This is a genomic window from Terriglobales bacterium, assembly GCA_035454605.1.
Lineage (GTDB): Bacteria > Acidobacteriota > Terriglobia > Terriglobales > Acidobacteriaceae > DATMAB01.
Genome location: DATIGQ010000157.1, coordinates 1 through 11,433 on the forward strand (window position 1 = coordinate 1; position 11,433 = coordinate 11,433).

Annotated in this window: 14 protein-coding genes; 1 reads left to right on the forward strand and 13 read right to left on the reverse strand. The window is 63.9% G+C overall.

What is annotated here, in order from left to right:
- The coding region (locus tag VLE48_11295; GenBank protein HSA93587.1) for a hypothetical protein at positions 1-210 on the forward strand (210 nt) is incomplete at its 5' end.
- Between the two features lie 8 nt (positions 211-218).
- On the opposite strand, the gene VLE48_11300 is transcribed toward VLE48_11295, so the two are convergent.
- The 13 genes from VLE48_11300 to VLE48_11360 form a co-directional block, all read right to left on the reverse strand.
- Positions 219-929, reverse strand: a complete 711-nt coding sequence (locus VLE48_11300; protein ID HSA93588.1) for a hypothetical protein — start codon at positions 927-929, stop codon at positions 219-221.
- A 59-nt stretch (positions 930-988) separates the two neighbouring features.
- Positions 989-1,903 carry an ABC transporter ATP-binding protein gene (locus VLE48_11305; GenBank protein HSA93589.1) on the reverse strand — a complete coding sequence of 305 codons (915 nt, stop codon included), beginning with the start codon at positions 1,901-1,903 and terminating at the stop codon, positions 989-991.
- A 102-nt stretch (positions 1,904-2,005) separates the two neighbouring features.
- A complete protein-coding gene (locus tag VLE48_11310) occupies positions 2,006-2,323 on the reverse strand; it encodes an ATP synthase F0 subunit C (GenBank protein ID HSA93590.1) in 318 nt (105 codons plus the stop codon).
- Positions 2,324-2,421: 98 nt separating this feature from the next.
- A complete protein-coding gene (gene atpB / locus VLE48_11315) occupies positions 2,422-3,198 on the reverse strand; it encodes a F0F1 ATP synthase subunit A (protein HSA93591.1) in 777 nt (258 codons plus the stop codon).
- A gap of 21 nt (positions 3,199-3,219) precedes the next feature.
- Positions 3,220-3,639: an ATP synthase subunit I gene (locus VLE48_11320; protein ID HSA93592.1), complete on the reverse strand. Its 420-nt coding sequence runs from the start codon at positions 3,637-3,639 to the stop codon at positions 3,220-3,222.
- 3 nt (positions 3,640-3,642) lie between these two features.
- Positions 3,643-3,894 carry an AtpZ/AtpI family protein gene (locus VLE48_11325; protein HSA93593.1) on the reverse strand — a complete coding sequence of 84 codons (252 nt, stop codon included), beginning with the start codon at positions 3,892-3,894 and terminating at the stop codon, positions 3,643-3,645.
- A gap of 31 nt (positions 3,895-3,925) precedes the next feature.
- The gene (locus VLE48_11330; GenBank protein ID HSA93594.1) at positions 3,926-5,488 is read right to left on the reverse strand and encodes an NADH-quinone oxidoreductase subunit N; all 1,563 of its coding nucleotides are present in this window, start codon (positions 5,486-5,488) and stop codon (positions 3,926-3,928) included.
- On the reverse strand, positions 5,488-7,257 hold the full coding sequence (locus VLE48_11335; protein HSA93595.1) for an NADH-quinone oxidoreductase subunit M: 1,770 nt from the start codon (positions 7,255-7,257) through the stop codon (positions 5,488-5,490). Before VLE48_11335 ends, VLE48_11330 begins: the two co-directional genes overlap by 1 nt.
- A gap of 42 nt (positions 7,258-7,299) precedes the next feature.
- The gene (gene nuoL / locus VLE48_11340; GenBank protein HSA93596.1) at positions 7,300-9,399 is read right to left on the reverse strand and encodes an NADH-quinone oxidoreductase subunit L; all 2,100 of its coding nucleotides are present in this window, start codon (positions 9,397-9,399) and stop codon (positions 7,300-7,302) included.
- Positions 9,400-9,469: 70 nt separating this feature from the next.
- Positions 9,470-9,775, reverse strand: coding sequence for an NADH-quinone oxidoreductase subunit NuoK (gene nuoK / locus VLE48_11345; protein HSA93597.1), 306 nt, complete (start codon positions 9,773-9,775; stop codon positions 9,470-9,472).
- A 23-nt stretch (positions 9,776-9,798) separates the two neighbouring features.
- The gene (locus tag VLE48_11350) at positions 9,799-10,308 is read right to left on the reverse strand and encodes an NADH-quinone oxidoreductase subunit J (GenBank protein HSA93598.1); all 510 of its coding nucleotides are present in this window, start codon (positions 10,306-10,308) and stop codon (positions 9,799-9,801) included.
- A 16-nt stretch (positions 10,309-10,324) separates the two neighbouring features.
- On the reverse strand, positions 10,325-10,786 hold the full coding sequence (locus VLE48_11355) for an NADH-quinone oxidoreductase subunit I (protein HSA93599.1): 462 nt from the start codon (positions 10,784-10,786) through the stop codon (positions 10,325-10,327).
- A 5-nt stretch (positions 10,787-10,791) separates the two neighbouring features.
- A partial coding sequence (locus VLE48_11360; GenBank protein HSA93600.1) for a complex I subunit 1 family protein occupies positions 10,792-11,433 on the reverse strand: 642 nt, incomplete at its 5' end.

Sequence of the window (11,433 nt, forward strand, 5' to 3'; positions counted from 1 at the left end):
AACAGCGCGATTGCGGCCTACTACTACCTGCGTCTGATCGTGGTGATGTATATGCGCGATCCGCGCGAAGACATGCCCGCTCTGACCATCCCGGCGCCGCTGGCCGCCGTGCTTACGCTGACGGCCGCTGCGACTCTCTACCTCGGCATCCTGCCCGGCCGCGTGCTGGATTTCGCCGCCCGCTCCGCCGCCGATATCCTGCGCTTCTAGCTCGCCGGTTACTCCACGGCCATGGCGATGTCTCGCCGCTCAAACACCCATGACGCCGCCAGCCAGAACACAACCGTCTCTACCACGGCTACGGCGACCCCGCCCCACCCCGGACTCCATGCCGGATCATAGGAAAAGCGCATGGCCGAGGCGCTAAGCGAATACACCGGGATAGCGTTCGCCCAGGCTCCGCCCAGCATCCGCTCCAGCGCGGCGGGTGCCGCGATCACCAGCGCTGTGGCGGCGGTCGCCGGCAACGGATCGAGAAAAGTCGCGAAGAACAGCGCAATCGCCGCCGCCACCGCGCAGGTCATCAGCAGGACGGCGGTCAGCACGATGAACTGCCACCCGGGTACATCCATGTTCCGCGCGATCCACAGCGAGCTCAGCCCGATGGAAACGCAATACGCCGCGCAGCACAGCAGCACTCCAAGCAGCATCCCGGCCAGATACTGCCTGCGCTCCACGGCCTTCGAGAGCACCGCCAGGATCCGCCGTGAACGTCGTTCGTTGTGCACGCTGAAGGCGGCAACGAACGTGGCGAACGCCACCGCATACAGCGCTTCTTGTCCGAGCAGGAACACGAAGTCGTTCTGAATCAGTTCTTCTTCGCCCCAGGTGAACGCCAGCGCTACCACACCCGACCACAGCACCAGGAACAGCGTGGGCCAGCGCTGCTCGCGCACCAGGTTTCCGGCAATGAGCAGGACAGCGATCATGGGCTCAGTTCCTAGGTCTCAGGCCTCGGTTCGTAGTTCACGGTTCATAGTTCGCGGCTTCATTCTTCCTTCGTCAGCTCCACGAAGATCTCTTCCAGTGTCTGCCTGACCGGATTGACGCTCACCACCTCGCCGCCCGCGGCCCACACCCGCTCAATCGCCTTCCGCTGCTCGCTCGCGGCCACCGAGAACGTCGCCAGCCCATCCCGCAGGGCCGCGCCTGGGAACGCGCCGGCATCGATACCTCGGGCCACGATCTCGCTCTCCGCACGAGATTCCAGCAGCTCGTGCACCGTGCCCGTCCTCCGCACTCTTCCCCTGTGCAAAATCGCCACTCGCGTCGAAATCAGCTCGACCTCAGACAGCAGGTGCGAACTCAGGAACACGGTCTTGCCTGCCGCCTGTGCCGCCAGCAGCAGCTCCCGCACCGCGATGCGCGCCAGCGGGTCCAGCGCCGCCGTGGGCTCATCCAGCAGCAGCAGGTCCGGATCGTTCACCAGCGCCTGTGCCAGTCCCGCGCGTTGCAGCATCCCACGCGAAAATCGCCCCACGTTGCGATCCGCTTCATCCGCCAGCCCCACCTTTTCCAGCGCCTCGTGCGCCCGCTTTCTCAATTGCGGATCGCGCATCCCGTTCAGCTTCCCGTAGAACCGCACCAGCTTCTCCGCCGGACGGTGATACAGCGCCACGTGCTCGGCCAAAAAGCCCACGCGCTGCCGCGTTGCCGCATGGCCGAACGGTTTTCCAAGGATTCGTCCCGCGCCGCCGGTCGGACGCATGAACCCCATGGCCAGGTGCATGGCGGTGGTCTTCCCCGCTCCGTTCGGACCGAGGAAGCCGAAAATCTCACCCTGCTCCACGCGCAGGGAGAAATCGTCCAGCGCGCGCACCGATCTCCCGCCGAAGAGGCTGCGATACTCCTTCGTGACTCCCTCGAACTCCAGCGCCGCCGCCATGGCGCCTATTGTAGCCATCGCGCCCCTCTCGCGTACCAAACGCGGGCCCGCCCACAGCTCCGGAAAACACGAAGGCCACCGACCGCTTCCCGCGATCGGTGGCCGAACTTGCTCCTTCGCCTAGGCGACTTTGGCGAAGATGATGACCAGTGTGTACAGCGCCAGCGACTCAATCAGCGCCAGACCCAGGATCAGCGCCAGCTGGATTCCGGGACGAGCCGCCGGATTCCGCGCCAACCCCTCGCAAGCCGCAGCGGTGGCTTTTGCCTGCGCCAGCCCACAGACGGCCGATGCGATGGCCATGGCAAATCCCGATGTGATGGCCACCCAGTTGGCCGACCCCATCCCGCCGCCGGCGCCTCCTGCCTCTTGCGCGAACGCCGGCGTTGCCAACGTAAGCAGCGCCAGCGTGATGAACACGTACGACAGTTTCCTCATGTTGCTTCTCCTCGGATGAATTACCGCCAGTGGGTGGTTGGCGCCTTCCTCGTGCAGACGCCCTCACGCTCGCGGCCAACAAGCCGGTATGAATGCCATCAATGCTCTTCGGCGACGGCGCCCGCCAGATACACCGTCGTCAACAGGACGAAAATGTAGGCCTGCAGGAACGATACGCCCACGTGCAGCAGGTTGAACGCCACCGGGACCCCGACCGGGACCAGCGAAAAGAACACCAGCGTCACCATGTCGCCCGCGAAAATGTTGGCGAACAGACGCACGGTGAGTGAGAGCATGCGCGCCAAGTGGCTGATGATTTCAATGGGCACCATCACGATCGCCAGCGGCAACCGGATGAACAGCGACATGCTGGGGTCCGAGGGTCCCGCGAAATGCGCCGCGTAGTGCACCACTCCCTGCTTCCGGACGCCCTGCCAGTTGTAATACGCGAAGGCGGCAACGGCACAGCCCAGCGGCACCGAAGGATTCGCCGTCGGCGATTCGAACCCGGGCACCACTCCCACCATGTTGGCCGTGAAGATGAACAGGCCCAGCGCCACCAGGAACGGTGTGTAGGCTTCGCTGTGATGTCCAATGATTTCCCGGCTCTGGTTCTGGATGAATGTGTGCACGCCCTCGAGCAGGTGCTGCCACCCGCCCGGCTTCTCCACCGAGAGCCGTGTGCGCAGGAACGCGAAGAACAACAACAGCACGCCCGCCACCAGGAACTGCATCGCCATCCAGTTCGGAATGGGATGCGCCGGGTCATGCGCGTGTACGCCCACCTGCTCCATCACAGACAGGGCAACGCCGCCAAAGAGCTTATTCATCAGGGCCGTGAAGGGAAGCTCGGAGGAAAACGCGATCAGTGCCATGCAGGTCTCGGAAACATCGCCTCAGATTCCGCGGCGCAGCGCCACCCAGGTTTCATATGCAGCTTCACACGCGATCGCGCCTACCGGCAGGAACAGCCCTGCCAGAAGGCCGTAAACACTGGGCGCGGAACTTTTCAATATAACATACGCGCCCGCAGCCAACAGGACGTAGCGCAGCAGGAAGCGCACCACCACACCGCGCGCCGGCTCCGCCTTGCCGGAGCCGGTGATGCGGTCGGCCACGGCGCTTACCGTCTGCTTCAGCCAGTGGAAATTCACCAGCGCGATGGCGCAACCGGCGGCGAACCCCAGCGCGAACGGAGTGCCCTTCCACAGCCACCCCAGCGGCACGAACAAGGCCGCCAGCACCAGCATGAAGCGAACGATCCTCGGATATGCCGCCGCATAGAAGGCTTCCGCCGAGGGCTGCTCCATCGCCATACTCTACCGCCGGTCGTCCGGGGCGCTCACCGTGCGCACCAACTCGACGAATCCTGCCGCGATTCCCAGCAACAGGCCCACCAGGTACAGCCACTTGGTGCCCAGCCAGCGATCCAGCGCCGCTCCTACCAGCCAGCCCACCACGGTCGCCGCCGGCAGCACGAACGCAAGCTGACTGTAGCGGGCCATTTGCACCCACATGTTCTTCTTCTGTTGGTTTGGCTTCTGGTCCGAAGGTTGGCGGGTTTCGTCCATGACCGCGGACTCTGAAAGAGAACGCCGTGCCCTACCGGAGGAATCCCATCATCGCCGCTCCCCCGCCCGAACGCAGCGACCACTCTGCCGCGCGGATGAAGAAGTCCGGGAAGAGGCCGATGCCCACGGTCGCCAGGCCGGTGATGGCCAGCGTCAGCCCTATGCCCGGCGCCAGGTGCACGGGCTCGGCGTCCACCGCCTCGCGCATGAACATGGCATTGACGATCCGCAGGTAGTAATAGAGCGACACCGCCACGTAGAACACCGCCAGCCCGGCCAGGTAGAAGTTCAGCGGGTGGGCCGCGCTGCCCGTCTCCAGGAGCGACAGGAAGATGAAGTACTTCCCGTAGAACCCGGCCAGCGGCGGAATCCCGGTGAGCGACAGCATGAAGATGAACATCAACACGGCCGATGTAGGAGCCTTGAAGTACAGCCCGGCAATGTCGTCCACTTCATCGCCGATGATGTTCTGCCGCCGCAGCGAAGTAATCACCGCGAAGGCTCCCAGGTTCATGAAGGTGTAGACCAGCAGGTACAACAGGATGCCCTTGATGCCCGTAGGACTCGGATTGTTGGCGTCTCCTGCCACCAGCCCCAGCAGCATGTAGCCCACGTGCGCGATGGAAGAGTACGCCAGCAGCCGCTTCAGGTTGGTCTGCGTCAGCGCCGCCAGGTTTCCGCCCGTCATGGTGGCGATGGCCACGAACACCAGCAGCGGCAAATACAGCGGACGCAGCGCATCCATCCCGTAGAGGACGATGCGCAGCAGCAGCGCCCACGAGGCCGCTTTCACCGCCACCGACATGAATCCCGTGATGGTGGTCGGCGCGCCCTCATACGCGTCCGGCGCCCACTGGTGGAAGGGCACCGCCGCGATCTTGAAGAACAATCCGGCCAACGTGGTCACCATCGCCAGGATGGCTACCGGATCGTTGGGCTGCGCCTCGATGTGCTGGCCCAGCCGGAAGGCGATCTGTCCCAGGTTGGTGCTGCCCGCCAGGCCGTACAGCAGCGAAAGTCCGTAGGCGAAGATTCCCGAAGAGAACGCGCCCAGCAGCAAATACTTCAGCGCCGCCTCGTTCGACCTGCGGTCGCCGCGCAGGAAGCCCACCAGCACATAGGTGGAGATGGCCATGGTCTCCAGGCTGATGAACAGCAGCACGATGTCGTAGCCGCAGGCCATGCCCATCATGCCCACCACGGCAAACAGCATCAGCGCGTAATACTCTCCGTGGTGCTCGCGTTCCACTTCCAGGTAGCGCACCGACATCAGGACTGTGATCAGCGCGCCCGCCAGCACCAGGTAGAAGAAGTAGATGGCGAAGCGGTCGAACAGCACCATGCCGCCGAACCCGCTGATGTCCAACACCGCCCCGCTCTGCACCTCCGCCAGCCGGTACGCGGCGTGCACCTTGTACACCGCCAGCGCTGCGAACAGCAGCCCGATCACCGCCGTGTACGCGTTCGCGATCTTCCACTCCCTGGGCAGCAGCAGGTCGATCATCAGGATGCCGCAGCCGAACAGCACCAGCAGCAGCATGGGCAACGCCAGCGCGTAGTCCGAACTGGAGAAGAATTGGGAGACCACCGACACTAGCGCGCTCCCTCTCGTCGCTTGTCATCCTGAGCGAGTGCCGCAATCGCCTTTCCTCCGCGCTCGCCTTTGGCGCGGTCGTCCGCCGTGACGGACGAGTCGAGGGATCTTGCGGTTGCTTCTGCGTCAATTTCGCAGTTCCGCAATTCTGCAGTCCGGCAATCACCCGACGACCCGGTCACCTGATCGCTCGATAGCTCTCCCGCCACCACCGCCGGCTTCAGCGGATACTCCGGCCGCACCACCCTCACGATGTTGTTCACCGGCGGCGCCAGAATCTCGAAGAACGGCTTGGGATAGATCCCGATCCAGAACGCCAGCAGCACCAGCGGCGCGAAGGTCACCAGCTCCCGCAGGTTGAGGTCCGGCAAGTCCTTGTTCTTGGGATTGTTCACCGGGCCGAAGAACACTCGCTGGTAGAGCCACAGCAGATAGGCGGCCGCCAGCACCACGCCCCACACCGACCACGCCGCCCACGCCTTGCTCTCCATGTAGGCGCCCTGCAGGATGGTGAACTCCCCGATGAACCCATTCAGCAGCGGCAGCCCCAGCGACGACATGAACATGATCAGCGTGATGGTGGCGTACAAGGGCATCACGTGCGAGATGCCGCCGTACTCGGAGATCTCCCGCGTGTGCCGCCGCTCGTAGAGCACTCCCACGATCAAGAACAGCGCCCCGGTCGAGATTCCGTGGTTGATCTGCTGCAGCACGCTGCCGCTCAGTCCCAGCGGGTTCAGCGCGAAAATCCCCAGCGTGCAAAAGCCCAGGTGGCTGACCGAGGAGTAGGCCACCAGCTTCTTCATGTCCTTCTGCATCAGGCTGACCAGCGCGCCGTAGATGATGGCGATGATGGAGAGCCCGATCATCCAGCCACGCACTTTCTGGTCCATGGCCACCGCCGGGAACATGGGCAGCGAGAAACGGATCAGTCCGTAGGTCCCCATCTTCAGCAGCACGCCCGCCAGGATCACCGAGCCCGCCGTGGGCGCTTCCACGTGCGCGTCCGGCAGCCAGGGGTGGAAGGGGACCATCGGCACCTTGATGGCGAAGGCCACGAAGAAGCCGAGGAACAGGAAGAGCGCCGCCTGCCCCTGGATCTGCGGCGCGGTGCGGTACAGGGCTTCGATCCCGAAGGTGTAGAAGCCCGCCACCTGCTGGTGGTGGAAGTACAGGTAGAGGATGCCCAGCAGCATCAGCACCGATCCCACCAGCGTGTACAGGAAGAACTTGATGGCGGCGTAGAGCTTGCGCGGCCCGCCCCAGATCCCGATCAGCAGGTACATGGGCACCAGCATCACTTCCCAGAACACGTAGAACAGGAAGAAGTCCAGCGCCACGAACACGCCCAGCATCCCCGTCTGCAGCACCAGGAACCAAACGTAGTATTCCTTCACTCGCTCCGTGATCGCCGACCACGACGACAGGATGGAAAGGAAACCCAGCAGCGTGGTCAGCATCACCAGCAGGAACGAGATACCGTCGATGCCGATCGTGTAGCTGGCGCCGATCGAGGGGATCCAATTGCCGGCGAAGTCAGCGCTCGCCGCTCTTCCCTCCACGAACTGGAACCCGGCCACGCCGCGCACCGCCCAAAACCACGGCACCAGCGGCAGCGATACCAGGAAGCCCGCGAAGGCGAACAGGTTGGCCAGCACTTTGATCGCCTTCTCGTTCTCCTTGGGGACGAACAGCAGGATCAGCGCCCCCACCAGCGGCGTGAACAGGATGATCGAAAGTATGTGGTGGTACACCCAGCCTTCAGTCATGGTTTGGCTCGCAACTCGGTACTCGATACTCGCAACTCGTCTTCATCGCCTCACGTAGTACAGAATCATCCCCGTCAGCCCCGCCACCATCACCAGCGCGTACCACTGCACCAGGCCCCACTGGAACAGCCGCGTGGGATAGGACAGCAGGCGCATGGCGATGGCCGGACCATTCACCAGCAAGCCGTCGATGATCCACGTGTCCCACCACATGGACACCCGGGCGGAAGCCCGCGTCAGCCAGCCGGTTCCGTTCACCACACCATCCACGCCGACCGAATCGAACGTCGCTGAAGCTTCGCCCACGCCCAGCGCGCCCAAACGCACCGGCCCCAGCTTGCGGCGGCCGGTAAACAGCATGTCGTACAGCTCATCCACCCAATACTTGTTGTAGAGCGTCTGGTAGACCGGCGGTGCTGCTTGCGCCATCGGCTCGGCGTAATCCTTCCCTGCGCCCGAGTAGAAGCGCCGGGCCAGGAACCATCCCACCCCGGCCGCCGCCACCGACGCGAACATCAACGCGTATTCCATGGGATCGTGCGCGCCACTGTGCCCAGCCTCCGCCGCCGCGCCCACGGGTTCGAACACCGGCGCCAGGAAGTGCTCGAAGCGGTTGCTCCCGCCCAGCGCCGCCGGCACGCCGAGGAATCCTGCCAGCGCCGCCCCCGCCGCCAGTATCACCAGCGGCATGGTCATGGAGGCCGGCGACTCATGCGCGTGATGCTCCACCTCGTGCGACATCCGCGACGGGCTCCAGAACGTGAGATAAAAGAGCCGGAACATGTAGAACGCCGTCAGGATAGCGGTGACAAAACCCAGGCCCCACAGCACCGGCTGGTGCGCCGCCCACACCTGCCACAGGATCTCGTCCTTGGAGAAAAAGCCCGCCAGCGGCGGAATGCCGGCGATGGCCAGCGTTGCCACCAGCATGGTCTTGAAGGTGGTGGGCGTCTTGTCCTGGAGCGCGCCCATGTTGCGCAGGTCCTGTTCGCCCGAGAGCGCGTGGATCACCGAGCCCGCGCCCAGGAACAACAGCGCCTTGAAGAAGGCGTGCGTGAACACGTGGAACACGCCCGCGGCGAACGCTCCGACGCCCAGCGCCAGGAACATGTATCCCAATTGAGAGACGGTCGAGTACGCCAGCACGCGCTTGATGTCGTTCTGCACCAGCCCGATGGTGGCCGCGAAGATCGCCGTCAACGCTCCCACCACCGCCACCACCCGCATCGAGTCCGGCGCCAGCTGGAAGAGCGCGTTGGAGCGCGCCACCATGTACACGCCTGCCGTCACCATGGTGGCGGCATGGATCAGCGCCGAGACCGGCGTAGGGCCTTCCATGGCGTCCGGCAGCCAGGTGTAGAGCGGCAACTGCGCGCTCTTGCCGCACGCTCCCACGAACAGCAACAGCGTCGCCATGGTGATGATGGGATCGCCCGCAAGGAACGCCCCGCTGCGCGCCCCTTCGTGGATGATTTCATTCACTCGTGTGTACTGCACCGAGCCGAAGTACCAGGCGATGGTGAACATCCCCAGCAGGAAGGCCGCATCGCCCACCCGGTTCACGATGAATGCCTTGTTGGCCGCGGTGGTCGCCGAGTGCCGGTCGAAGTAGAAACCGATCAGCAGGTACGAGCACAGGCCCACGCCCTCCCAGCCCACGAACATCACCGCGTAGTTGTTCCCCAGGATGAGCGTCAGCATGGAGAACATGAACAGGTTCAGGTAGCCGAAGAAGCGGTAATACCCGCCCTCGTGCCCCATGTACCCGATCGAATAAATGTGGATGAGCATGCCCACGCCGGTGACGAACAGCAGCCAGATGCTGGAGAGGGGATCGAGCAGAAAGCCGGCATCGGCGCGGAAGTGGGCCACGTGATTCCCCGCGCCCAGGTAGGCCAGTTCCCCCGTACCCGTCCCCAGCCACGTGAACAGAATCTTCTCGAACGGCTTGCCCGGCTGGGCATGGGCGTAGTCGGTGTACTGCCACACGGCTCCGCAGGCCAGCGCGAACGCCAGTACCACCGAGCCCACGCACACGATGCTCACCGCGCGGTTCGAGATCCTCCGCCCGAAGAAGAACATCGCCGCCGCGCCCAGCGCCGGCAGCAACGGTATCAGCCAGATGTAGTCCAGGAAAAACACGCTTTTGGCTCTCGGCCTTTAGCTCTTGGCTTGTTGCTTACCGCCTATCGCTTATTGCTCTGTTCGCCGTTCACCACTTCAACAAATCAATCTCGTCGGCGTTAATCGTTTCCTTGTTCCGGAAAAACGCGATCAGGATGCCCAGGCCCACGGCGGCTTCCGCCGCCGCGTCCGCCACCACGAAGATGGAGAACACCTGGCCCTCAAGGCCGTGCATTCGCGAGAACGCCACCAGGTTCAGGTTCACCGCGTTCAGGATCAGTTCGATGGACATCAGCACGATCACCACGTTGCGCCGCGTCAGCACGCCGATGGTGCCGATGGCGAACAGAATCGCCGCCACGATCAGATAGTGCAGTGTGCCGATCTCGCCCATATCTCGGTACTCGCTACCCGGTACTAGATTCGCTTCTTCGCCATGACCACCGCGCCCACGATCGCCACCAGCAGCAGCACCGATGCGATCTCGAACGGCAGCAGGTATTGCCCGTACAGCATCAGCCCGATCTGTTGCGTGTTCTGTCCTTCCGGAATGTGCGCTGTGGCGGCGGGAAACGCCGCGCGGTCCTTCAGATAGACGAACAGCAGCAGCGCGCCCAGCAGCGCCGTGGCCACCAGTCCTACCGGCCACATGCGGTTGAACTGCTCTTCCTTCTGCGCTTTCTCCAGGCTCACCAGCATGATGACGAACAGGAACAGCACCATGATGCCGCCCACGTACAGGATGATCTGCACGCCGGCCACGAACGGCGCGTACAGCATCAGGTAGAGCCCGGCCAGGGAAAGCAGGGTGAAGATCAGCGAGATGGCGGAGTGCACGGCGTTGCGCTGCGTCACCACCAGGATGGCGCTCACCACGGCGAGTCCGGCCAGAAAGTAGAAGAAGAAGGTCGTGGCGACGGGCGTCATCGGGTGGGCTCTGCGCTCACTTCCTGTACACCGTCGGTTGGGGGCCCTGCTCCAGCGCCTGCCGGTCCCAGATGGCGCCTTCGCGGGTGTAGTTGGCCAGTTCGAAATCCTGCGTCAGTTCCAGCGCGTCGGTCGGGCAGGCGTCTTCACACAGCCCGCAGAACATGCAGCGGCTCAGGTCGTAGGTGAAGTTCGTGAGCTCCTTGCGCCGCGTCTTCTCGTTGCGCTCGCTGGTCACCACGATCAGATGCTCGGGGCACGCCAGCGCGCACAGGTCGCAGGCGATGCACAGCGTCTCGTCCGTCTCCGGGTTCACGTTCAGCCGCGGCGCCCCGCGATAGCGTTCCGCCACCTGCGGGCGCTCCAGCGGATACTGCTCGGTGTAGACCTCTTTCGGATGCTGGTAGCGGAACGTCAGCGCCAGACCCTGCAGCAGGTCTACCAGGAAAATCTTGCGCGCCAGCCGCTTCACATTCATCAGCGTCACCCCAGCCACTTCCCTACCTGCGCCGCGATTTCCGCCCGCACTCCCACCAGCGCGGTCAGGATCAGCGCCGCCAGGCTCAGCGGAATCATCACTTTCCATCCCACCTTCATCAGTTGGTCGAACCGGTACCGCGGAAACGTGCCGCGATACCAGATGTAGAGGTACATGAAGAAGGCGACTTTCAGCGAAAACCAGTATATGTCCTGCACGCGGTCGCGAACAGGGGGCACGAGCAGCAGCGCGCCGATGGTTGCCAGCAGCGCGGCGAAGCCACCCAGACCGAGCGTCTGCAGGCGGAACAGCGGGTGCTTGGGCATGCGGATGGTGCCCAGGAAAGCCAGCGCGGCCAGCACGAAAAAGGTCAGCGCCGGAAAGAGCGAGAACACGAGGTCCCAAGTGGGGCCGCTTAACCACTCGCCCTTGAAGGGGCGCAGCCAGCCGCCCAGCCACAACGTGGTGGCCACCGACGACACCGCGATCATGGCGGCGTATTCGGCCAGGAAGAACAGCGACCAGCGGAATCCGCTGTACTCGGTGTGGAAGCCCGCCACGAGTTCGGATTCGGCTTCCGGCAGGTCGAAGGGGGCGCGGTTGGTTTCCGCCACCATGGCCACGCAGAAGACGAAGAAGGCGATCAG

Coding starts and splice junctions, on each gene's coding strand:
- VLE48_11325 (HSA93593.1), bottom strand. CDS start 3,894: ATGGACGAAACCCGCCAACCTTCGGACCAGAAGCCAAACCAACAGAAG.
- VLE48_11350 (HSA93598.1), bottom strand. CDS start 10,308: ATGACGCCCGTCGCCACGACCTTCTTCTTCTACTTTCTGGCCGGACTC.
- VLE48_11335 (HSA93595.1), bottom strand. CDS start 7,257: ATGACTGAAGGCTGGGTGTACCACCACATACTTTCGATCATCCTGTTC.
- VLE48_11300 (HSA93588.1), bottom strand. CDS start 929: ATGATCGCTGTCCTGCTCATTGCCGGAAACCTGGTGCGCGAGCAGCGC.
- VLE48_11310 (HSA93590.1), bottom strand. CDS start 2,323: ATGAGGAAACTGTCGTACGTGTTCATCACGCTGGCGCTGCTTACGTTG.
- VLE48_11320 (HSA93592.1), bottom strand. CDS start 3,639: ATGGCGATGGAGCAGCCCTCGGCGGAAGCCTTCTATGCGGCGGCATAT.
- atpB (HSA93591.1), bottom strand. CDS start 3,198: ATGGCACTGATCGCGTTTTCCTCCGAGCTTCCCTTCACGGCCCTGATG.
- VLE48_11355 (HSA93599.1), bottom strand. CDS start 10,786: ATGAATGTGAAGCGGCTGGCGCGCAAGATTTTCCTGGTAGACCTGCTG.
- VLE48_11305 (HSA93589.1), bottom strand. CDS start 1,903: ATGGCTACAATAGGCGCCATGGCGGCGGCGCTGGAGTTCGAGGGAGTC.
- nuoK (HSA93597.1), bottom strand. CDS start 9,775: ATGGGCGAGATCGGCACACTGCACTATCTGATCGTGGCGGCGATTCTG.